This window comes from Cupriavidus sp. DL-D2 (genome assembly GCF_039710735.1).
In the GTDB taxonomy this organism is placed as follows: domain Bacteria; phylum Pseudomonadota; class Gammaproteobacteria; order Burkholderiales; family Burkholderiaceae; genus Cupriavidus.
Window position 1 is genome coordinate 43,718 of record NZ_JBDKXK010000065.1, and the last position, 20,823, is coordinate 64,540.

The 20,823-nt window shown below is 64.3% G+C and carries 20 protein-coding genes and 1 pseudogene; 5 read left to right on the forward strand and 16 right to left on the reverse strand.

The genetic code is table 11. From position 1 onward, the window contains the following. Window positions 1–26 precede the first annotated feature (26 nt). The 4 genes from ABDB81_RS25570 to ABDB81_RS25585 form a co-directional block, all read right to left on the reverse strand. The gene (locus tag ABDB81_RS25570) at window positions 27–1,340 is read right to left on the reverse strand and encodes an MFS transporter (RefSeq protein WP_346813939.1); all 1,314 of its coding nucleotides are present in this window, start codon (window positions 1,338–1,340) and stop codon (window positions 27–29) included. Window positions 1,341–1,655: 315 nt separating this feature from the next. Beyond that, a complete protein-coding gene (locus ABDB81_RS25575; protein WP_346813940.1) occupies window positions 1,656–2,957 on the reverse strand; it encodes a type II toxin-antitoxin system HipA family toxin in 1,302 nt (433 codons plus the stop codon). A gap of 3 nt (window positions 2,958–2,960) precedes the next feature. Further along, the gene (locus ABDB81_RS25580) at window positions 2,961–3,335 is read right to left on the reverse strand and encodes a helix-turn-helix transcriptional regulator (protein WP_346813941.1); all 375 of its coding nucleotides are present in this window, start codon (window positions 3,333–3,335) and stop codon (window positions 2,961–2,963) included. A 171-nt stretch (window positions 3,336–3,506) separates the two neighbouring features. Next, window positions 3,507–4,007: a helix-turn-helix domain-containing protein gene (locus tag ABDB81_RS25585; RefSeq protein WP_346813942.1), complete on the reverse strand. Its 501-nt coding sequence runs from the start codon at window positions 4,005–4,007 to the stop codon at window positions 3,507–3,509. A gap of 88 nt (window positions 4,008–4,095) precedes the next feature. Here ABDB81_RS25585 and ABDB81_RS25590 point away from each other — a divergent pair, with 88 nt between their 5' ends. After that, window positions 4,096–4,716, forward strand: coding sequence for a GNAT family N-acetyltransferase (locus ABDB81_RS25590; protein ID WP_137925402.1), 621 nt, complete (start codon window positions 4,096–4,098; stop codon window positions 4,714–4,716). On the opposite strand, the gene ABDB81_RS25595 is transcribed toward ABDB81_RS25590, so the two are convergent. Beyond that, window positions 4,680–5,600 (reverse strand): DMT family transporter, encoded by a 921-nt coding sequence (locus ABDB81_RS25595; protein ID WP_237380569.1) that lies wholly within the window; start codon window positions 5,598–5,600, stop codon window positions 4,680–4,682. The genes ABDB81_RS25590 and ABDB81_RS25595 overlap by 37 nt on opposite strands. Before the next feature lie 196 nt (window positions 5,601–5,796). Here ABDB81_RS25595 and ABDB81_RS25600 point away from each other — a divergent pair, with 196 nt between their 5' ends. Beyond that, window positions 5,797–6,516: an SDR family oxidoreductase gene (locus ABDB81_RS25600; RefSeq protein ID WP_137925401.1), complete on the forward strand. Its 720-nt coding sequence runs from the start codon at window positions 5,797–5,799 to the stop codon at window positions 6,514–6,516. Here ABDB81_RS25600 and ABDB81_RS25605 read toward each other — a convergent pair. The 8 genes from ABDB81_RS25605 to ABDB81_RS25640 form a co-directional block, all read right to left on the reverse strand. Continuing rightward, entirely contained in the window at window positions 6,513–6,905 is a 393-nt protein-coding gene (locus tag ABDB81_RS25605) for a type II toxin-antitoxin system VapC family toxin (protein ID WP_346813943.1), read from the reverse strand. The genes ABDB81_RS25600 and ABDB81_RS25605 overlap by 4 nt on opposite strands. After that, the gene (locus tag ABDB81_RS25610; protein ID WP_346813944.1) at window positions 6,902–7,279 is read right to left on the reverse strand and encodes a hypothetical protein; all 378 of its coding nucleotides are present in this window, start codon (window positions 7,277–7,279) and stop codon (window positions 6,902–6,904) included. Before ABDB81_RS25610 ends, ABDB81_RS25605 begins: the two co-directional genes overlap by 4 nt. Window positions 7,280–7,429: 150 nt before the next feature. After that, window positions 7,430–8,875: an MFS transporter gene (locus tag ABDB81_RS25615; RefSeq protein ID WP_346813945.1), complete on the reverse strand. Its 1,446-nt coding sequence runs from the start codon at window positions 8,873–8,875 to the stop codon at window positions 7,430–7,432. 97 nt (window positions 8,876–8,972) lie between these two features. Next, window positions 8,973–9,194, reverse strand: a complete 222-nt coding sequence (locus tag ABDB81_RS25620) for a hypothetical protein (protein ID WP_137925397.1) — start codon at window positions 9,192–9,194, stop codon at window positions 8,973–8,975. Window positions 9,195–9,506: 312 nt separating this feature from the next. Then, the gene (locus ABDB81_RS25625; RefSeq protein ID WP_346813946.1) at window positions 9,507–11,087 is read right to left on the reverse strand and encodes a gamma-glutamyltransferase family protein; all 1,581 of its coding nucleotides are present in this window, start codon (window positions 11,085–11,087) and stop codon (window positions 9,507–9,509) included. Next, window positions 11,084–13,660, reverse strand: coding sequence for an ATP-binding cassette domain-containing protein (locus tag ABDB81_RS25630; RefSeq protein ID WP_346813947.1), 2,577 nt, complete (start codon window positions 13,658–13,660; stop codon window positions 11,084–11,086). Before ABDB81_RS25630 ends, ABDB81_RS25625 begins: the two co-directional genes overlap by 4 nt. Before the next feature lie 8 nt (window positions 13,661–13,668). Continuing rightward, complete coding sequence (locus tag ABDB81_RS25635; RefSeq protein ID WP_346813948.1) at window positions 13,669–14,547, reverse strand: branched-chain amino acid ABC transporter permease; 879 nt, start codon at window positions 14,545–14,547, stop codon at window positions 13,669–13,671. Window positions 14,548–14,800: 253 nt separating this feature from the next. After that, window positions 14,801–15,976, reverse strand: a complete 1,176-nt coding sequence (locus ABDB81_RS25640; protein WP_160473982.1) for an ABC transporter substrate-binding protein — start codon at window positions 15,974–15,976, stop codon at window positions 14,801–14,803. 238 nt (window positions 15,977–16,214) lie between these two features. Here ABDB81_RS25640 and ABDB81_RS25645 point away from each other — a divergent pair, with 238 nt between their 5' ends. Genes ABDB81_RS25645 through ABDB81_RS25655 form a run of 3 tightly spaced genes read left to right on the forward strand, consistent with a single transcriptional unit; the run spans window position 16,215 to window position 18,595 of the window. Further along, window positions 16,215–17,180, forward strand: coding sequence for a polysaccharide deacetylase family protein (locus ABDB81_RS25645; protein WP_346813949.1), 966 nt, complete (start codon window positions 16,215–16,217; stop codon window positions 17,178–17,180). A gap of 4 nt (window positions 17,181–17,184) precedes the next feature. Continuing rightward, a complete protein-coding gene (locus ABDB81_RS25650) occupies window positions 17,185–17,946 on the forward strand; it encodes a GntR family transcriptional regulator (protein WP_346813950.1) in 762 nt (253 codons plus the stop codon). Between the two features lie 13 nt (window positions 17,947–17,959). After that, window positions 17,960–18,595, forward strand: coding sequence for a flavin reductase family protein (locus ABDB81_RS25655; protein ID WP_137925392.1), 636 nt, complete (start codon window positions 17,960–17,962; stop codon window positions 18,593–18,595). Here the strand turns inward: ABDB81_RS25655 and ABDB81_RS25660 are convergent. The 3 genes and pseudogenes from ABDB81_RS25660 to ABDB81_RS25670 all read right to left on the reverse strand — a co-directional run. Continuing rightward, window positions 18,572–19,615: a branched-chain amino acid ABC transporter permease gene (locus tag ABDB81_RS25660; protein WP_346813951.1), complete on the reverse strand. Its 1,044-nt coding sequence runs from the start codon at window positions 19,613–19,615 to the stop codon at window positions 18,572–18,574. The genes ABDB81_RS25655 and ABDB81_RS25660 overlap by 24 nt on opposite strands. Next, complete coding sequence (locus ABDB81_RS25665) at window positions 19,615–20,502, reverse strand: branched-chain amino acid ABC transporter permease (RefSeq protein WP_160473978.1); 888 nt, start codon at window positions 20,500–20,502, stop codon at window positions 19,615–19,617. The genes ABDB81_RS25660 and ABDB81_RS25665 overlap by 1 nt, the downstream gene beginning before the upstream one ends. 23 nt (window positions 20,503–20,525) lie before the next feature. Further along, a pseudogene (locus ABDB81_RS25670) lies at window positions 20,526–20,823 on the reverse strand (ABC transporter ATP-binding protein); the annotation flags it as partial.

Genomic DNA, 20,823 nt, shown 5'->3' on the forward strand with positions numbered 1-20,823 from the left:
TGTGCGGGGATGTTGTGCTTTGTCGATTAGTTGGCGAGGGCGTTTTCGTAGAGGGCTTGCTCCTGCGCCTTGTGCTCGGCGCTGAAGCGCACGGCAATGGCGCACAGCGCGGCCAGCGTGGCGGCCACGCCGAGATACGTCAGCGTTTGCTGCAGATCGCCCAGACCCTTCATCAGAAAGCCCGCGGCCACTGCGCCCACGTTGCCGCCTGCGCCGATGATCCCGGCCACACCGCCCAGCGCCTTGCGATCGATAAACGGCACCAGCGCATACGTGGCGCCGCAGGCCATGTGGGTGAACAGGCCGAAGACGAGCATTGCGACGATCGCCATGGCCACGCCCGAGGCGTGGGCAAAGGCCAGCAGGCCCAGGCCTTCGCCAAGAATGAAGACGAACAGCACGATGGAGCGGGCATCGAGGCCGCGACGGCGCGCAAAGCGATCCGACACATAGCCGCCCAGCGCACGGGCAAACAGCGCCAGCAGGCCGAAGCTCGCCGCTGCCATGCCAGCTGCCGACAGCGACAGGCCGAAGCGATCCACATAGAACGTGGCGGCCACGTTATGGATGAAGATCTCCACGCCGAAACATGCGCCGTACGTGATGAACAGCAGCCAGACGCGATAGTTGGTGCTGGCCGCGCGGAAGCTAGCCCAGCCGCCACCGCCTTTGCCACCGCTCACCGCAATGCCACGTGCGCGCAGATCGGCAAAGTTGCCTTCGGGGCAGTCCTGCGTGAATCGCCAGTAGATGAACGCCATCACCAGCATCAGCACGCCCGGCACGATCAGCGCCACGCGCCAGCCCATGGCGTGATCCACACCGAGGAACAGCACGGCGGCCAGCAGCAGCGGCATCACGCCCTGCGCGGCCCCGCCGCCGGCATTGCCCCAGCCCGCCGACGCGGCATTGGCCGTACCCACCACGTTTGGCGCGAACATCACCGACGTGTGGTACTGCGTGATCACGAAGCTGGCACCCACCGCACCAATCAGCAGGCGGAAGAACAGGAAGGTCTCGTAACTCTGCGCGAACGCCACGCCGATCACGGGGATGGCGCCGATGGCGAGCAGGCCGGTGTAGGTCTTGCGCGGGCCAAAGCGATCACACATCGGCCCGATGATCAGGCGCACGATGATGGTGACGGCCACGGCGGCGATATTGATATTGGCGATCTGACCAGGCGTCAGACCGAATTCACCCTTGAGCACGGGCATCAGCGGCGCACAAGCGAACCAAGCGAAGAAGCAGACGAAAAACGCCATCCAGGTCAGGTGGAAAGCGCGCATCTGCGGCGTGCTGAAATTCAGCAGTTCGATCCGGGTGGCTTTGCCGTTCATTCTCGTGCTCCAAAAACAAAAGGCGTCCCGAGAATCTGGCAAGAGTGACCAGTTCAGGGGACGCCGTTGTCCTGACAGACGGCTACATGGCATAGCCGTCGTTTTATGTGGGGTGGGACAGTCGCCGTTGACCGGCCCACGCTCTATATCGCAAGCGGTGTGCCAGGGGTGGGAAGTGGCTTGGAGGGGGCTTGGGACGGAAAAAAGCGCCGAACAAGTGCGTTTTGATGCCCGTATGCGCGTTATGGTGCAGCGCCAGACTTGGGCGTTCGCACGGCTATGGTGCAGTGCAATGTGCGGGGGCGGTGCGTGGGACTACTTCAAGAGCGTCTTGGCAATCCGCATCTGGGCGTTCTCAAACGCGGGCGCGAAATCGTCCAGATCGCGGTTCGACATGCCCACCGCAGCGGACTTGCCAACATCCATCCACGTGCCGATGGCACGACAGACTTGCCTAAGCACGCGCTGGACTGCGGACGAATCCAGCCTGAAGTAGCTTGCCACGCCGATGACGGCTTTGATGGAATCCACCGGGCCATAGGCTTCATCGAGCCAAAGCTTGAGTTCCTGGTCCTTGTCGGGGAAGGGATTGATGTCGAACGCGGGCGCCAGGCGCCATTGTCCGTGAGCGACGTGGAGAAAACCGTGGTTTTGCACGTGGTCGTCGACATTCGTAATCAGCAGATTGAAGACGAGGCGACGCCATAGCTCTTCAAGGTCCTCGGCGGGACGCGCACTGTTTGCAATGATGGTTTCCGCGATCTGCGTGTAGGCGTGGTCGTCTTGCCGGGATGCCTGCATCATTGAACCGGCGGAAAGATAGGGAATCCGGCCTCCGCCTTCAACGCGATCGAACCGGCGAATCAGTGCCACGGGGATGTCGTCGGACATGACGACGCGCGAGTCGGAGACGTTGATTCCGGCTGCAGCAGCCAGTTGCAGGGCAAGGACTTCGCCTCGGGTGACGCTGCGATCGTCCTTCACGCTGGGAAACTTTCCGATCGCCAGATGCCCGTCGTCGTCGACGATCGTGCATTTCGGGCGCATGCCGCCTATCGACGTTCCCCGGCCGCGCAGATATCGCAGGTCGGCTTCCGTTTCCTTGTTCAATTCCACTGCGCGCGACGCCGCCATCAGTTGCGCAAGCTCCAGAAGCGGTGGTGTGCCGCGCTCACCGTCTTCAATGACGCGCAGGAAACGCCTGGTTTCTGGATCGACGAGTCTGATGGCGCCGATCCGGCTTGTGTCGTCGACCCCGAGCAGGTAGTCCATTTCGGTCAGTTCTGCCGATGGCACAGGAAGGTCGTTTCGCTGCGCAGCTTTACGGCGCTTGGCATGGTCGCGCGCGATCACGCGGCAGCCCCAACCATCGGGTTCGGTGTCCGCAAACGCGAAATGGAAGATTGAGTCGTCTTTGCTCGGTGCTTTCCGGAACTGGTTGCCTGAGACGAGAGGAAGGTCAGGGGAGACCGAGAACTTTGCCGAGTCGGATAGCCAAGCGGCGTCGTAGGCGAATGACGAATGCTCCCGTCGTCCGTCACGGGCATAGGCGAGTTCGCCAAGCGGTATGGCCCGCTGACCCAAGGCGACGCCAACCTTCTTCCGCGTCGGGGCCATGGATCAGAGTGCTCCCGAATCAGGCTTTTGCTTCTTGCCTCGAACCCGCTGAGGAAGTTGTTCATTCATCAGGGTCAGCCCGATGTCGTCGTCGGCAGTCTCCAGCAAGCCGCTGATCTTTTCCAGTTCGCCCAATACGAACATTGCTTGCGCGATGGTGCCGATCGGAATGCGGGGGTCGCCTTTTTCCAGGCGTCGCAGCGTGGACACAGATGTCTGGATGCGTTCGGCCATCGACTGCTGGGTCAGCATCCGCCTCCTTCGAGCCATCGATAAATCGCGACCGAGCTTTATCAGAGCGCGCGAAACCGGAGTAGGGACGACGGCGGTGTTCCTATCGCTCATGTACGATCTTTTAGGCGGTTTAATCGATCCCATGTGAGCGCTTATATTCTTTCGGAGGTTGCTGCATTATTGGGCAAGCATCATCCAGCCGTCAAGCAGCATCGATTTAATCGCTCGCATATGAGCGCTTATTTGTGTTTAGTACTCATGAGTGAGCGCTAAAGCTCGTTGAGGCGCTCATCATGTCTGCTTCGGCGGCGATGGCTAGTCGTCTGCTCTGACTGGCACCAACAACGAAATCAACGCCATTTCATTCGGTGCCACAGGATCGTTGTTTTCGTCGACAAGCGCTGCGCGGACCTTGAGGCCGTTGACCTTCGAGCGGATTTCGGCCGGGCCTTGTCCGCAGGTTGTCAGGTGGTCGTCGCCCCATTGCATCAAGCCCACGATCACGGGCAGCAGCTCGACCGCGGCGCGGGTGGGGTGATAGGCAAAGCGCTCGCGCTCGCCCGGCTCCTTGTAGCCAATCTTGCGGAGCAGGCCGGCCTCGGTCAGCGTTTTCAGCCGGGCAGACAGGACGGCGGGCGAGCACTGGAGCCGCTCCAGGAAATCGTCGAATCGTCGCACACCCGAGAACACATCCCGCAAGATAAGAATGGTCCACTTCTCGCCGATGAGCGACAAGGTGCCGGCAATCGAGCACTGAGCAAAGTCAGCGGGGCTGATCGTCGGGGTTTCGGGTGACGCGATAGGTGTCTTGTCCATGACTTCAGCATAGCAGCCCTAACTTCATTTGCAAAAGCTAGGGTTTCGACTATGCTTCTGGCTATGTAAAACGTAGTCAGGGGTTGTCATGAGCCAAACACAGGGTGCTGCTGCTTATACGGGGATGCCGAACGCGGAAGAATCGTGGCAGGTATCGGGCGGTGCGCGCGTGACGCTGCGCGCGGTACGGCACACGGACCGCGCCGGGCTGCGCGCCTTCATTGATGGCTTGTCGCTGGAGAGCCGCTACTACCGCTATCTGACCGGCGGACGGGTTGCCGACACGATCATCGAGAGTTTCATTGGCTATCGGCCGGATCGCGATGTGGCCGTGGTGCTGACTTCGCCGTCGCCGGATGGTGAGGAGACGATCATTGGCAAGGCCGAATACGTGGTGAATGCCGAAGGCGTGGCCGACCTCGCCGTCGTGGTGGCCGATGGCTGGCAGGGCAAGGGGCTGGGGCGGCGCCTGATCCAGCGGCTCCAGAACATTGCGCGGACCCGCAAGCTGCGGGGGATGCGTGGCGACGTCCTCAGCGAGAACCGCCGCATGCTGGCGATCATGCGCGAGTGCGGCTTCTCCGCACGCCGCAATCCGGAGGACAGCTTCCTGCATGAAGTCAGCCTGACGCTGGGCGCGCCTGCCCCGGCACATCCCGGCCGGCTGACGCCTCAGTGGTTGCCAGCCGACTGGTTCGCCGCCAACTGAGCTTCGTCCTGCGGCGGCGGTCGCTTTCCGCGCGCCGTCACTGTGCAGCCGATGGACGCCGTGATGATGGCCCCGATGGCCACCCACTGGATGGGCGTCAGCTGTTCGTGCAGGAAGGCCAGTCCAGCCAGTGCGCCCATGGCCGGCTCCAGGCTCAGCAGAATGCCGAATGTGCGGCGCGGCAGCCGCTTCAACGCCACCATTTCCAGCGAATAGGGAATCGCGCTCGACATCAGGCCGACGGCCAGCCCGGATAGCAGCAGCGCCGGGCTGAACAGGTCGGTTCCTGCATGCGCCACGCCAAACGGCACCGCCACGATGGCTGCCATGGTCATGCCCAGCGAGGTCGCCTGCCCACCATGGGCGTTTCCCGCCATCTGGCCGAACACGATATAGAGCGCCCAACCCACGCCGGCAGCCAGCGCGTAGCCGATACCGACCGGGTCCAGATGCGTCGAGGCTTCGCCGAGCGGTAGCAGCAGGATCAGACCCAGTACGGCACATGCGATCCACACGAAGTCGATGGCGCGGCGTGATGACAGCACCGCCACCGCCAGTGGCCCGGTGAATTCGATCGCAATGGCCAGACCCAGGGGGATCGTGCGCAGCGACATATAGAACAGCAGGTTCGTGGCGCCGAGCGCGGCCCCGTACAGCGCGATGGCGCGGGCATGGGCGCCCGACAGCGGAAAGCGCCAGGGCCGCCAGACAGCAATCAGGATCAGCGCGGCGAACGACACGCGCATGGCAACCGTGCCTTGTGCGCCGACGGCGCCAAACAGGCTTTTGGCGAACGATGTGCCAATGCATAGCGACGCCATCGACGCGATGAGCGCCAGCACGGCAAGCAGCGTATCGCTCTGTTTGAGGCGGGAAAGCGGCAATTGTGATCCTGGGTGCGATGGCCCCGTGGCGGGGTGGTGCGGCATCATGCCCCAACATTGCGCGGCCAACCATGCACAGATGCCGTGATCCGCCACTGTACAGTTGCCTCCGACGCCGCATCTGGCGAAGCGCGGTGCCACGCACTATGGTTGAGAGACCCCAGCGGGGCAGACACCCCCTTTCCAGGAGATCGCCATGGAAGCCAGTGCCGTCCGCCGTCATGTTGTCATCACCGGTGCCGCCGGCGCCCTCGGCCGTGCCATCGCCAGCCGGTTTGCAGCGGAAGGCGCGCGGCTTGCGCTGATCGACCGCGACCTGCAGCATCTGCAGAGCGTGTTCGCCCATCCCGAACCCGACCACGGCGGTACCTTGCTGCACGCCGCCGATGTCACATCGGATACGGCCATGGCCCCGGTGGCAGCAGCCATCCTCGATGCATTGGGCTCGGTCGATGTGCTTGTGCATGTGGCCGGCGGGTTCGAGATGGGTGAGCCCACCCACGCGCTGAGCCGCGAGTCGTTTGTACGGATGATGGATCTCAATGCATGGTCCTTCGTGGCCGTTACCGGCCACTTCATTCCGGCGATGAAGTTCCAGCAGCGCGGAAAAGTAGTGGCCGTGTCCGCGCGAGCTGCCAGCCAGGGCGCCGCGGCGATGGGCGCCTACACCGCGTCCAAGAGCGCGTTGCAGCGGCTGGTAGAAAGCCTGTCCCACGAGGTGCGTAGCTCGGGCATCAACGTGAACAGCATCGCCCCGAGTATTCTCGATACCCCCGCCAACCGGCACGCGATGCCTGCTGCCGACCATGCGCTTTGGGTGTCTACCGGCGCGGCGGCGCGCGCCGTGGCGTTCCTGGCCTCGGATGCGGCAGAGGCGGTGCATGGGCAGCATATGGTGCTGGATGGATTGAGCTAGTTGACCAGGCGCATGCCGTTTTCCTTTGCTTTGCGATCGAACGTGAGCGTCTGCGAGCAGCCGGCCGCCTCACATGTGCGCGTGATCAGGCAGTCGGCGAAATCGCCTTTTTTCTCCCGGAACAGGTGTAGCGCCGATTTCACGACATCGGATGATTCCACGACCAGTTCGTCGCTGCGGATCATGTATTCGACGACGCGCGCGATCGTGCTCCGGTCCGCGCCGTAGTGGCGCCGCATGGTCCAGACCACCTCGACCAGCACGGCAATCGGGATGAAACCCCGCAGGCTCGTGGAGAGTGACCTCATGATGGAAGTCGCCCTCGGTGTCATGCTGGGGTCATCTCGCGCAAGGAATCTCAGCACGATGTTCGAATCCAGTCCGATCATGCGAAGCTCCCGAGGTAGTGCGCGCTGGCTGCGTCGGCAATGACTGCGTCCAGTTCTTCCAGCGTTGGCGCGGAACATGAAGCCAGATGGCCCAGACAGCCTTCGAGCTGCACCACGGAACACCGCTGGCCCGGCCGAAGCGGCGGCAGCGTCCGGTTGAAGTCGGCATCGGCGCGGGTATCCAGCGTTTCAAGATCCGCAACAGCCGCGCCAATCTCTTCCTCGGTCGGCGTCCGCACCCGGCCCAGGCAGCCTTCGAGATGGTGGATCGAGAAATGATGGTCGGCTGCCAAGGTGGTGTCAGCGAATGTGGATGCCGATGTGGATGCCGATGTGGAAGCCGTGGTGTCGGCTGCCAGGGTTGCTGCATTCATGGTTGTGCCCCTCGGTTGGTTGTTGGCCCGGCAGCGCATTGGCGCCCGGTGCAACCATTCTCGGATGAGGGCCGACGAAGCGATATGGGACGGTTCTCAAAGTGGCGGCCAGCCGTTTGCGTCCAATCAAAGGGTCAACCAAAGGGCCGGTCAGTCCCTCTCGGCGCCCAGCGGCGGCGCAATGTCCTCCAGCGCCCGTCGTTCTGCATCCACGCCGAATCGCAGCGCCATCAGCCCCGCCACGATCACCAGGGTGGCGCCGATGCCGTAGCCGATAGCCACCGCGCCGCGGCTGCCGGTCTCGATCAGCATGCCGAACAGCACTGGCGCGATGAAACCACCGGTGCCCGTGCCCACGGCGTAGAACACGGAGATGGCCAGCGCGCGCATTTCCAGTGGGAAGACCTCGCTGGCGGTCAGGTAGGCCGAGCTTGCGGCTGCCGACGCCAGGAAGAACACGGCGGACCAGCATAGCGCCTGCGAGCGCGCATCGAGGTGTCCTTCCACAAAGGCCCAGCCCGTGGCCGCAAGTCCGATCCCGGAAAGCACATAGGTCACGGCAATCATCTTGCGACGCCCGATGCGATCGAACAATGGTCCTAGCAGGAACGGACCCAGCGCGTTGCCGAGCGCGAACGGGAAGATGTAGAGCGCCACGCGCTCGTCCGGCACGGCATAGAAGCGCGTCAGCACCAGCGCGTAGGTGAAGAAGATGGCGTTGTAGAAGAATGCCTGCGCCACCATCAGCGCCAGCACCACAACGCTGCGCGAACGGTAGCGGTGGACCAGCAGGCGCACGATATCGCCCAGCGCGGGGATGGGTTTGCCGGCATAGGCCACCAGGGCGCGCGGGTCCACGGCGGGCAGCGGGCCATGCTGGCGTGATACCTCGGCTTCAATGGCGTCGATGACCCGGCCGGCTTCCGCATGCCGGCCATGGGTGGTCAGCCAGCGTGGACTCTCCGGGATATGCCGGCGGATCAGCACGATAGCCACGGCCAGCAGGGCGCCCAGGCCGAAACAGACACGCCAGCCCCAGACCGGGCCGAATACACGAGGATCGAGCAGCACCAGGCTGAGTCCGGCCCCCAATGCGGCGCCGAGCCAGAAACTGCCATTGATCGCCAGGTTCACACGGCCGCGCACGCGGGCGGGGATCAGTTCGTCGATGGCCGAGTTGATGGCTGCGTATTCGCCACCGATGCCCAGGCCTGTGACAAATCGGCACACCGCGAAGAACGCGAAGTTGGGCGAGAAGGCGGTGGCGAGCGTGGCAGCCATGTAGACCGCCAGCGTGGCGAGGAACAGCTTCTTGCGGCCGAGCCGGTCGGCCATCCGCCCGAAGACCAGTGCGCCGAACACAGCCCCGAGGATGTAGAGCGAGCCGCTCCAGCCCACCTGCGTGGCATCGAGCGCCAGCGTGTCGGGCCGTTCCAGCACGGCGCCCACCGAACCGACCAACGTGACTTCCAGACCGTCGAGCACCCACGCAACGCCGAGCGCAATGGCTACACGCCAGTGCCATGCCGACCACGGCAGACGGTCAAGTCGTGCGGGAATGTCCGATTGCCAGCCGGTGGAGGAGGGTTGTGTCATGAGTGTGAATGCGGCGCTGGGCGATACGCAGCGCCGTATTCACGGGATGATAAGCACAGGCAGGGCACTTGCCTGTCGGTGAACCACTGATACGCCGTCAGCCCATTCGACCCACGGCGGCCAGCATCGAGCGGCCGTGCGCGGTGATCTGCGGGCAAGGGCGTTTGCCCTGTTCGGATTGCAGGACCACCAGTTCGTGGTTGATCAGGGCGTCGAGATCGACGGGATCGATTTCACGCGATGCGGCAGTGGTGTCGTTACGCGTTTGGGGGCCATTGCCGATCAGCATCAGCGTGGCAAGTTCATGTGGGCTCAGCACGGTGTTCTCCTTGGCGAGAGGGGAGCGGTTGCTGGGGACATAGGGACGCGCTTCTCAGCGGTACTTCATCGGCGATGTGCCGATGCTGGGGGGCGCCTCTCCGTCGAGATTCTGGACTATCGCGCTGCAGCTTGCACGCTGCATTGCATCGTGATCCGCAGTCGACAGTCATTGCATTGGACGGGGCGCCCCGGCATCGGTTCCGGACCGATACAAAACCGCTACACAACGCAGGGTTGTCATCCCCTCGTCATGCAGGCTTCGCCTTGCCTGCATGATGCAACAGGATTGTCATCTGATGATGCAAGCCCCTCACGCGCTCATGGCGATGCCGTCGCTGCGCGGGTCGTGGGCGCCTGCACGGTGTCCGTCGTCGTACAACGCGATGGCACCGGGATGGCCTGCCAGCGGGCTTTGCGCGGGGATGACGCTGACCTCGTGCCCGCGCGCGGCCAGCGCAGCGATCACATCGTCGCCGGCATCGGCCTCGATCTTGAGGCTGTCGCGCGTATCGGAGAATGTGCGGCCGAGCAGAAAACGTGGCCGCGACAGCGCGGTGAGCGGGTCCATGCCGTGGTCGATCATTCGGGTCAGCACCGCCGCAAGCGTCTGCGGCTGACCATCCGCACCCTGTGTGCCATAGAGCAATCGCGGCTTGCCGCCGCGCAGGTACATGCCGGGGTTCAACGTATGAAACGGACGCTTTCCTGCTGCAATGCAATTGGGATGCCGCGTGTCCGTGCTGAAGGCGGCGCCACGGTTGTGCCACAGGATGCCGGTATCGCCGGCCACCACGCCGCTGCCCCAGTCGAAATACACGGTCTGCAGCACGCTCGCGCAGCGGCCTTCGCTATCCACTGCCGCCAGATACACGGTGTCGCCATGCTGGTAGACGTGTGGCCACGGCAATGCGTGCGTCATATCGATATGCGCGGCCAGTGCGGAAAGGCGCGTCGGCGACAGCATCTCGTCCGTCGGCACGGCATGGAACTCGGGGTCCGCCACGTAGCGGTTGCGTTCGATGAACGCCTGTTTCACGGCCTCCACGAGCACGTGGTAGTAGTCCGCGCTGCCTTCCTCCAGGCTCCCGATGTCGAACCGCTCCAGGATGCCCATGATCTGCAGCGTGGTCACACCTTGCGTGGGCGGCGGCAGGCTCAGTAGCTCGCCGCCGCGATACGGCACGCGCAGCGGCGCTTCATCGCGCGCGGCAGTGCGGGCCAGATCCTGCATCGACAACGGAGAACCCGCTTCGCGCAGACCAGCGACGATACGCTCGGCCAGTTCGCCTTCGTAGAATTCGCGCGCGCCATGCGTGGCAATGCGCGCCAGGCTGCGGCCCAGCGCGGGTTGGCGCAGCCAATCGCCGGCTTCGGGCAGCCTGCCATCAGGCATGAACGTGCTCGAGAAGCCGGGCCAGCTACCAACTTCGTCCTTGCGGAACGCTTGCCAGAAGCGTTGCGATGGCGTGACCTCGAATCCTTCATGCGCCAGCGTGATGGCGCGCTGGAACAAACTGCTCCAATTCTGGGTGCCGCCCCACTGGCCGCGGCTGATGGCGAACGCGCGGTCCCAGGTATCGACCGTGGCAGCGGTGGTGAGGGCGGACGCGGCGCCGCGCGTGGGAATCGCATCGCCGTAGTCCGGCAGCGTGCCGGCGGCCTGCCCTATGCCGGACAACGTGCGCACGTTGCCCGCGCCATCGCTGACGATGAAGAACGCATCGCCGCCCAATCCCGTGAAGTGCGGGTAAGTCACGGCCAGCGTTGCGCCGATGGCGATCACGGCCTCGATGGCATTTCCGCCGGCGCGCAGGACTTCCAGCCCCGCCTCGCTGGCCAGTGCATGCGGGCTGGTGACCATGCCCGCGCGGGAAGTGGCGAGCCGGCTCATGCGTGTTGTCCGCCGAGGTAAGCCTGCACCAGTGCGGGATCGCGCGCCAGCGTCTCCGCATCGCCGCTCGCCACCACGCGGCCTTCTTCGAGCACGTAGGCGCGGTCTGCCAGAGACAGCGCAAGTGCCGCCATCTGGTCTACCAGCAGAATCGTGATCGAGGCTTCGCGCAGCTTGTCGAGCGAGGCGAACAGTTCGTCGATAACCTTCGGCGCGAGGCCCAGCGATGGCTCGTCGAGCAGCACCACGGTCGGCTTCGACATCAGGCCACGCGCCACGGCCAGCATCTGCTGCTCTCCGCCGGACAGCAGCCCGGCGCGCTGATGCTGCCGCTCGCGCAGACGCGGAAAGCGCGTGAACATCGATTCAACCCGCTGCAGCATCTCTGAGCGCGCGATGCGGCCAGAGGGGAAGGCGCCGAGTTTCAGGTTGTCGAGCACTGACAGTTCAGGGAAGACCTGCCGGCCTTCGGGCACCAGCACCACACCCATTTCGACGATGCGTGCGGCATCGAGTCGGGCCAGGTCGGTGCCGTCGAATGTGATGCCGCCTTGCACAGGGCGATGCAGGCCGGCCATCGCACGCATCAACGTGGATTTGCCTGCACCATTGGCGCCGAGGAGCGCCACCATCTCGCCCTCGCGCACCTGCAGATCCACATCGTGCAGCACGGGGGCCGCGCCATAGCCGGCACGCAGGCGGCTGACGCCGATGACTTCGGGCAACTGCGCAGCGTTCTTCGATGCCGCCCGATGACGCGTAGGTACCGCTGCCGCATCGCCGAGATACGCGCGGCGCACGGCGGGGTCCTCGCGTACGGCATCGGGCGTGCCCGCAGCCAGATGCTGGCCTGCGTCGATCACGACGATGCTGTCCGACACGTCCATGACCAGCGACATATCGTGTTCGACCAGACCCACGGCCACGCCGCTATCGGCAATCTTGCGCAGCAGTCGGCCCAGCGTGGCCTTGTCTTCGCGCGAGAGGCCAGCGGCCGGTTCATCGAGCAGCAGCACGGCAGGACGCGTGGCCAGTGCGCGTGCGATTTCCACGAGTCGGCGATCCACGTGCGCGAGGTCCGCCGCGCTCGTGTCGGGGTTGCCCATGTAGCCGCAGGCGGCCAGCAGTGCGCGGGCTTCGTCGCGTACGGACGGTGCGGTGAAACCGGCAATGCCGAGGAACGTCCCGAGCTTGCCGCGCGACAGCGCAATCGCCACGTTATCCAGCGCACTCATGCCCGCGAACAGTTGCGTAGTCTGGTAGGTGCGAGAGATGCCTTGCCGCGCGCTGTGGCACGCGCCACGAGCGGGCAGGGTGTCGCTGCCGAGCTTGCGACCCCCCGCGCGCGGACGGTAGTAGCCTGACAGCATGTTCAGGACGGTGGACTTGCCCGCACCGTTGGGGCCGATCAGGCTCGTCACCTGTCCAGGCGGCAGATCGAACGAGAGGTTGTCCACGGCACGCACGCCGCCGAACACCATCGACAGACCGAGCGCGGAAAGTCCTCGCCGCGCCTCTGGTGCGCGCGCGGGCAGCGTGGCACCGGTCACGGCGTCGTGCTGGGCTGCGGCCTTGGGATGCAGGCGGCGGAACGCGGATGTTGCGACACCAACGAGACCGGTCGGTGCAACCCACAACACCACCAGCAGCAGTACGCCGAAGCACAGCAGGCGCAGGTTTTCCAGGCTCGACAGGATCTCGGGCAACAGGCCGACGATGATCGCGCCTGCCACCGGGCCAGCCACCGTGCCCGCGCCACCAATCATCACCACGAGCACGAACAGGATCGACTGCAGGAACGAGAACATGCCCGGCGTGACCATGCCCTGCAAGGGCGCGAAGAGACCGCCTGCCAGACCGGCCAGTGCTGCCGAGAATGCGAAGCCTACGGTCTTGACCACCAGTGGATTCACGCCGATCGATGCAGCGGCGGCTTCGCTGTCGCGTACTGCACGCATCGCGGCACCCCAGCTACCGCGCGAAATGCGCGCGTAAGCCGCCAGCGCCACACCGAGTACGGCGATGGCGATCAGCGCCAGCGCGCGCTCGCCACCTTCGACACCAGGCAGCGAAGGCTGCGCGATACCCATCAGGCCATTCTGGCCGCCGGTCAGGGCACGCCATTCCACCGCACCGTGTTCGACGATAAAGCCGAAGGCGATGGTCACCATCGCCAGACCCGGCCCCTTGACACGTAGCGCAGGCAGCGCCAGCAATGCGCCGAGTACGGCGGCGATCAGCATGCCCACCGGCCATGCGGCCCAGAAGCTCCAGCCGGCCTGTCCGGTTAGGATCGCCACCGTATAGGCGCCGATGGCGTAGAAACCGACATGGCCGAACGAAACCTGCCCAGTCAGCCCAAGCAGCAGATTCAGTCCGACGCCGCAGATCGCCAGCATCGCAACGCCAGCAATCACGAACACAAAGTAGCCGTTGAGCGTTAGCGTGAGCGCGGCCGATGCCACCAGCACGGCGATCATTGATGCGATCTGCAGCGGCGTGCCGAGGCCGAGCACGGGTGCGGCGGCGCGGGGTGCGTTGGCAGCAGGCGCTGTTGGCAGCGTCGAAGTCATTGTCTTGCTCATACCTTGCGTACCTCCGCGCGACCGAAGAGGCCATCGGGCCGCAGGGCCAGGATGGCGATCACCAGCGCGAACGTGATGATCTGGGTGTAGCTGGAACCCAGCGATGCCGTGATCAGTGCCTCGACCAAGCCGAAGATCAGGCCGGCGACCATCACGCCCCATGCGCTCGACAGTCCGCCGAGAATCGCCACGGCAAACGCCTTGAGACCGAAGACCGTGCCCATGTCTGCCTGCACATTGAACAGCGGGGCGATCAGCACGCCAGCGATACCGGCGAGCAATGTGGAGAGTGCGAATGCGCCAGCGACGGTGCGACGGATGGGAATCCCCATCAGGCGTGCGGCATCGCGGTTCTGCACCACGGCCAGCATCGCCACGCCCCAGCGCGATTTGCGCAGCACGTAGTGGAGGACTGCGGCCAGCGCCAGGCCCACGACGGGAATCACGAGTTGCAGCGGATAGACACCCACGCCCGTGCTGCCGAGTTGCACCGACTGCGTGGCAAGCGGGGAGGGAAGGCTGCGCGGCTCCGTGCCGAACCACAGCATCACCACGTTATCGAGCACGATTCCCAGTGCTACGGTTGCCATCAGCCACGCGTTGGAGCCACGGCTTGCAAACGGACGCACTGCGAGGAATTCGACGGCAAGGCCGTAGAGCGCGCACAGCGCGAGCGCCAGCAGGATAGCCAGCGGCATCGGCCAGCCCAGCGTCTGCGCGAACGTGTAGGTGAGCACGGCGCCCAGCATCATCGAGCTGCCCTGCGCGAAATTGACCGTGGCCGATACCGCGTAGGTGATGTGAAATCCCAGCGCCATCAGCCCGTACATGCTGCCCAGGCCAAGCCCGCTGATCAGGGCGGATATCCATAACATGGTGAGTCCTTATTCTTTCTTCTTTCGGGGTGTTCTCCCCTCTCCCGCAAGCGGGAGAGGGGCGGGGGAGAGGGCCAGCGGTGCAAATTGCCATGTGGTCGGCAAGCAGACCCTCCGGCCCTCACCCCCAACCCCTCTCCCGCCGCGCGGGAGAGGGGAGCAAAAACAGCGGGATATCAAAATGCTGTCGGTGTTCGCCCCTCTCCCGCATTGCGGGAGAGGGGCGAACACAATGCGGCGGAAACAGGAAGCCTTACTTCTTCACCGGCACGATCCGGTTGTCGATGAACTGCGCCCACACGTAGTCGTTCTCGCCCAGCGCGTCATGCTGTTGCGGCGAGAACGGCTTCACGTAGGTCTTGATCAGACCTTCGTAGCGGTCGATCTTGTAGAAGCCTTCGCGGATCGCGTCGCCCTTGGTGCTGCCGGCCTTGGCGATAGCAAGCGCGGCGAGTTGCGTGGCGTCGTACGCATTGGCTACGCCCACTGCAGGCGTGATGTCGTCGGGCCCCTTGATGTCGCTGTACTTGGCCTTGAGGTCGGCCACTACGCGATTGCTGACCGGAGTCTGGGTGCCGAAGAAGCTGTACGTCTGCACGAAGTGAACGTTCTTCGCGTTCGGTCCCGCCAGTTCGGTGAAACGGCCGCCTGCGGGGCCCCAGTGCGAAACCACCGGCACCTTCCAGCCCATGCGATCGAGCGATTTCACGACCTGTGCCGACGGCCCCACGTTGCCGACCATCAGCAGCACATCGGCACCGGCAGCCTTCAGGCGGCCCAGTTGCGGCACCACGTCTACATCGGTGCCTTCGAATTTCTCGATGCCCACCGGCTTGCCGCCCTTGGCGGCCATCGCGGCGACGATGCCTTTCTCGTTCGATTCACCCCACGGGTTGTTCACGAGGATCAGGCCAACCTTGGTGGCGCTGAAAGTCTTCTGCGCGTACTGCACCATGGCCTTGTCCACCACTTCGTCCACTGCCGAGACACGGAAGGCAAAGTTCGGATTCGCGCCGTTATGCGTGATGGGCGTGCCTGCGGCCCACGGACCCATGAACGGCACCTTCTCCTGGTTGGCGATCGGCACGATGGCCAGCGAGACCGGCGTATCGAGACCGCCGAACAGCACCGCCACCTTCTCCTTGTAGATCAGTTCGCGCGCAGCCAGCACACCCTTGGCCGGGTTGCCTTCGTCGTCGCGGCGCACCAGTTCCAGCTTGCGGCCGCCCAGCAGGCCGCCACGGGCGTTGATCTCGTCGATGGCGATGGTGATACCGCGCGTCAGCGATTCGCCCGCCCGCGCAGACTGGCCGGACAGCGCCGTGATCAGGCCGATCTTGATGGTGTCGGCGGCGAGCGCCGGCAGCGTGGTCATCGCAAGGGCGGCAGCGGCGGTGGCGAGCAGTGCGCGGCGTTGGGGACGAAACATGGCAGATCTCCGGGGGTTGGATGGGATTCGCCGGGTGGGCTTGCAAGAGCCATGCCACGGCGTTGACAAATCCACCCCAAGGTCCGCGACATAACGGATTTCCAAGCGTTGACGATCTGGCCCGCAATTTGCGAACGATTGGTATCGATCAGTGTATACGATCACAAACGGGGCGCCACGCACGAAGGCGGTGCGTACGGACCCGGCGGATGCACCAACCAGAAGAAAGGCAACGTTCATGACCCTCAATCCGAGTCCGCTGGCTGCCGCGCAGGCGGCTGCGACGCCCACGTTCGGTCCGCTGCGCCACCATGGCCGCTTTCCGTATCGGCCCATCATCGATGTCGATCACTTCCGCTGGCCGAATGGCGCACGGCTGGCCGTCTATCTGGGCTTCAATATCGAGCACTTCGCGTTTGGCGAGGGGTTGGGTGCGAACCTCGGCCCCGTATCGCCGCAGCCTGACGTGCTGAACTACAGCTGGCGCGAGTATGGCAATCGCGTGGGCGCATGGCGTTGCCTGGAGTTGTTCGATCAGTTGGAGATGCCTGCCGGCGTGATCCTGAACACCGCGCTCTACGATCACTGCCCGGAACTGCTCGACGCCTGTCTGGAACGTGGAGACGAACTGATCGGCCATGGTCATACCAATGCGCATCGGCAGAGCGAATTCGATGAAGCAGGGGAGCGCGCACTGATCGAACATTGCCGCGACCGTATCCAGTCGCACAGCGGTCGCGCCCCGACGGGCTGGCTGTCGCCATGGATCTCCGAGACGATGGCCACGCCGGATCTGCTGGCCGAAGCCGGTTACCGCTACACGCTGAACTGGGCACACGATGACCGTCCGGTGCCGATGCAGACGCGCGACGGCGACGCGATCTGGTCGATTCCCTATCCGCAGGAACTGAACGATATCCCGATGATCATCGGTCGCCAGCTCGACGGCGCGGCGTTTGCCGATATGATCATCGACCAGTTCGACGAGATGCTGCTGCAGGCCAACCATCCGCAGCATCCCCAGCCGCTGGTGATGGGCATTGCGCTGCATCCGTATCTCGTGGGCCAGCCGTACCGGCTGCGCCACCTGCGGCGCGCACTGGCGCATATCGCCGCGCGGCGCTCGCATGGCGATGTGTGGATGACCACGCCCGGCGCGATCTGCGACGCGATGGAGCAGGTTGCGAAAACGGCTTCGCGCTAACATCATGGCCATCGTTTCCCTGACCGACGTCATGTCCAGCAAAGCCGCACGGAAGCCCGCCCCCGCTACCGAAGCGCCCGAGGCCATCGAGCCTGTGGACGCCGATACGCGCATCTACCAGGCCATCTTCGATGGCGTACTCAATCATCGTCTGACGCCCGGCACCAAGTTGCCCGAGCCCGAGCTATGCAGCCTGTTCGGCGTGGGCCGTGCCGTGGTACGCCGCGTGCTCGAGAAGCTCGCGCATGATGGCATCGTCGCACTGCGTCCCAACAAGGGTGCCGTGATTGCCGAACCCACGCCCGAGGAAACGAGCCAGATTTTCGAGGCGCGCCGCGCCATGGAGCGTGTGCTTGTGGAGCTGGCGGTGGAACGCGTGACGGAGGATGACCTGCGCGAACTGCGTCGCCAGCTTGCCGACGAACACGATGCCATGCACCGCTTCGACCAGCCATCGTGGGCGCGGCTGGCCAGTGGATTCCACCTGCGCATTGCCGCGCTGGCCCGCAACGCGGTGCTGCAACGCTACCTGACCGAACTGGTCTCGCGCTGCTCGCTGATCGTGGGGCTGTACGAGCCGCCGGGCCATGCACCGTGCGAGCACGACGAGCATGCGGCCATCGTGGCGTGCATCGAAGCACGCGATGCGGAAGGCGCCGTGGCCCGGATGGAAGCGCACCTGCGCGAACTGGAACAGCGGATCGAAACCTCGCGCATGTCGGGCGAGAAGAGCCTGGCGCAGATGCTTGGGCTGCCGCAGCCCTGAACAAAGGAAGAGTATGGAAATCGATTTCAGCGCGATCACCGAGTATCAGCGCTACAAACTCATGGCCAGCCTGATCGTGCCGCGACCTATTGCACTCGTCACCACGCTGGGTCCCGACGGCACCGCCAACGCCGCGCCGTTCTCGATGTTCAACATGCTGGGCGAAGAGCCTCCTATCGTCATGATCAGCGTGAACCGTCTTGACGACGGCGCGTTGAAAGATACCGCCGCCAACATTGTGCGGACTGGCGAGTTTGTCGTACACCTCGGCGATGAAGCGATGGTCGAGAAGATGCATCGATGCGGCGAGCGTTTGCCGCCTAACGTGAGCGAGCTCGCACACGTGGGCCTGACGCCCGCGCCGTGCACGCAGGTGGCCCCGCCCCGTATCGCGGAAGCGCCCGTGGCCTTCGAATGCAATCTTTGGGAAACGCTGGAGACAGAAAGCCGCCAGATCTTCATCGGTCGCGTGCTGCGCCTGCATGCACGCGATGGGTTGATCGATACGGAGCGCTGGCGCGTGCGGCTGCAGGAATATTTCCCCGTAGGCCGCTTCGGCGCCAGCTTCTATGTGACCACGCGCGACCGCTTCTCGCTGGAGAAGGATGCTGGCGCGGTTACCGCATCAACCGCGATCGACGAGATGTGAGCCCAGCGGCGCGGTGGCCGTCTTGCGCCGCGCCCGCCACTGGTCTGCCACAGCGATGATCTCGCCGACAATGCCGCGACGGAAAGTCAGCACGCAGATCACGAAGATGATGCCGGTGACCATCGTCACCGACTCGCCGAGCGTGTTGAACCACTCCACGCCAGTGGCGCTGGCCAGGAACATGCCGAGGTCACCGAGCTTGTTCTCCAGCGCGATTACCACCAGCGCGCCGACGATAGGGCCGGTCAGCGTGCCGAGGCCACCCACGAGCGTCATCAGGATGACGGCCCCCGACATCGACCAGTGCACATCGGTCAACGTCTCGAAGCCCAGCACGAGCGCCTTCAGCGAACCGGCCAGACCGGACAACGCAGCCGACAGCACGAATGCCAGCAGCTTGAAGCGGTCCACGTCATAGCCCAGCGACACCGCGCGCGGCTCGTTCTCCTTGATCGCCTTCAGGATCTGCCCGAACGGCGAGTGGATCGTACGCACGATCAGTGCGAACGCTACCACCACGATGGCCAGCACCACGTAATACAGCGTCAGGTCGCTGTCGAGCGGCAGGAAGCCGAGCAGCTTGCCGCGCGGGATGCCCTGAATGCCGTCCTCGCCTCCCGTGAACGGTGCTTGCAGGCAGAAGAAGTACAGCATCTGCGCGAGCGCCAGCGTGATCATCGAGAAATAGATGCCCTGGCGACGAATCGCCAGCGCGCCCATGGCCCATCCAGCCAACGCGGCGAATGCCGTACCTGCCAGCAGACCGAGTTCAGGCGTGAGTCCCCATTCCTTCATGGCGTGTCCGGCCACATAGCCCGCGCCGCCGAAGAATGCGGCATGACCGAACGACAGCAGCCCGGTATAGCCAATCAGCAAGTTGAATGCGCAGGCGAACAGCGCGAAGCAGAGCACCTTGAGCACGAAGACCGGATAGACGCCCAGCGCGGGCGCCAGCAGCACGGCCAGCAGTGCCACGCCATAGACCGCGAACTGGCCGCGGCGATTTTGGTTTTGCAGCATTATTTTTCCTTCCCGAACAGACCTGCGGGACGCAGCAGCAACACGATCACCATGATGAAGAACACCACGGTCGACGACGCTTCCGGATAGAACACCTTGGTCAGGCCCTCGATCACGCCCAGCCCCAGGCCGGTGAGAATCGAACCCATGATCGATCCCATGCCGCCAATCACTACCACGGCGAAGACCACGATGATCAGGTTCTGGCCCATCAATGGCGACACCTGGATCACCGGTGCGGCGAGCACACCGGCAAACGCGGCCAGCGCCACGCCGAAGCCATACGTCAGCGTGACCATGAGCGGCACATTGACGCCGAAGGCTTCCACGATCTTCGGGTTCTCCGTGCCGGCGCGCAGGTAGGCGCCGAGCTTGGTCTTTTCAATCGTGTACCAGGTGGCGATGCACACCACCAGCGATGCCACCACCACCCAGGCACGGTAGTTCGGCAGCATCATGAAGCCGAGGTCCGTCGCGCCTTGCAGCAGTTCGGGCGGCGAGTAGGGCAGGCCGGACACGCCATAGATCGAGCGCAGCACACCTTCGATCACCAGCGTGATACCGAGGGTGAGCAGCAGGCCGTAGATGTGATCGAGCTTGTAGATCCAGCGCAGCAGCGTCTTCTCGATGAGCACGCCGAGCGCACCGGCCAGCAGCGGCGACAGCGCGAGCATGACCCAGTAGTTGAGCCCGGCGTATTCCATGCCGGCCCACGCCAGCACGGCACCCAGCATGAACAGTGCGCCGTGCGCGAAGTTGATCACGTTGAGCAGGCCGAAGATCACGGCGAGGCCAAGACTCAGCATCGCGTAGAACGCGCCGTTGACGAGCCCGAGCAGCAACTGCGAGAGCAGCGCGGGCAGGGGAATTCCAATATCGAATGTCATGAAATGCGTTATCCCTTTCCTGTCTACACGCCCAGCAGTTCATTGAGCACCGGCATCTTGGCCTGCAGCTCGTTCGCGGCAAAGCGCTCGACTATCGCGCCGTGCTCCATCACGTAGAAGCGATCCGCCAGCGGTGCGGCAAAGCGGAAGTTCTGCTCTACCATCACCACCGTGTAGCCCTTCTTCTTGAGCATCAGGATCATGCGCGCCAGTGCCTGCACGATGACCGGTGCCAGCCCTTCCGAGATTTCATCGAGCAGCAGCAGGTTTGCGCCGGTGCGCAGGATGCGGCCGACGGCCAGCATCTGTTGCTCGCCGCCA

What these genes read in the sequence shown, in the direction of transcription:
- ABDB81_RS25585 (WP_346813942.1), bottom strand. Translation starts at nt 4,007, where the DNA reads ATGGACAAGACACCTATCGCGTCACCCGAAACCCCGACGATCAGCCCC.
- ABDB81_RS25655 (WP_137925392.1), top strand. Translation starts at nt 17,960, where the DNA reads ATGGAAATCGATTTCAGCGCGATCACCGAGTATCAGCGCTACAAACTC.
- ABDB81_RS25600 (WP_137925401.1), top strand. Translation starts at nt 5,797, where the DNA reads ATGGAAGCCAGTGCCGTCCGCCGTCATGTTGTCATCACCGGTGCCGCC.
- ABDB81_RS25610 (WP_346813944.1), bottom strand. Translation starts at nt 7,279, where the DNA reads ATGAATGCAGCAACCCTGGCAGCCGACACCACGGCTTCCACATCGGCA.
- ABDB81_RS25615 (WP_346813945.1), bottom strand. Translation starts at nt 8,875, where the DNA reads ATGACACAACCCTCCTCCACCGGCTGGCAATCGGACATTCCCGCACGA.
- ABDB81_RS25660 (WP_346813951.1), bottom strand. Translation starts at nt 19,615, where the DNA reads ATGCTGCAAAACCAAAATCGCCGCGGCCAGTTCGCGGTCTATGGCGTG.
- ABDB81_RS25575 (WP_346813940.1), bottom strand. Translation starts at nt 2,957, where the DNA reads ATGGCCCCGACGCGGAAGAAGGTTGGCGTCGCCTTGGGTCAGCGGGCC.
- ABDB81_RS25635 (WP_346813948.1), bottom strand. Translation starts at nt 14,547, where the DNA reads ATGTTATGGATATCCGCCCTGATCAGCGGGCTTGGCCTGGGCAGCATG.
- ABDB81_RS25605 (WP_346813943.1), bottom strand. Translation starts at nt 6,905, where the DNA reads ATGATCGGACTGGATTCGAACATCGTGCTGAGATTCCTTGCGCGAGAT.
- ABDB81_RS25590 (WP_137925402.1), top strand. Translation starts at nt 4,096, where the DNA reads ATGAGCCAAACACAGGGTGCTGCTGCTTATACGGGGATGCCGAACGCG.
- ABDB81_RS25645 (WP_346813949.1), top strand. Translation starts at nt 16,215, where the DNA reads ATGACCCTCAATCCGAGTCCGCTGGCTGCCGCGCAGGCGGCTGCGACG.
- ABDB81_RS25650 (WP_346813950.1), top strand. Translation starts at nt 17,185, where the DNA reads ATGGCCATCGTTTCCCTGACCGACGTCATGTCCAGCAAAGCCGCACGG.
- ABDB81_RS25580 (WP_346813941.1), bottom strand. Translation starts at nt 3,335, where the DNA reads ATGGGATCGATTAAACCGCCTAAAAGATCGTACATGAGCGATAGGAAC.
- ABDB81_RS25640 (WP_160473982.1), bottom strand. Translation starts at nt 15,976, where the DNA reads ATGTTTCGTCCCCAACGCCGCGCACTGCTCGCCACCGCCGCTGCCGCC.
- ABDB81_RS25665 (WP_160473978.1), bottom strand. Translation starts at nt 20,502, where the DNA reads ATGACATTCGATATTGGAATTCCCCTGCCCGCGCTGCTCTCGCAGTTG.
- ABDB81_RS25570 (WP_346813939.1), bottom strand. Translation starts at nt 1,340, where the DNA reads ATGAACGGCAAAGCCACCCGGATCGAACTGCTGAATTTCAGCACGCCG.
- ABDB81_RS25630 (WP_346813947.1), bottom strand. Translation starts at nt 13,660, where the DNA reads ATGACTTCGACGCTGCCAACAGCGCCTGCTGCCAACGCACCCCGCGCC.
- ABDB81_RS25625 (WP_346813946.1), bottom strand. Translation starts at nt 11,087, where the DNA reads ATGAGCCGGCTCGCCACTTCCCGCGCGGGCATGGTCACCAGCCCGCAT.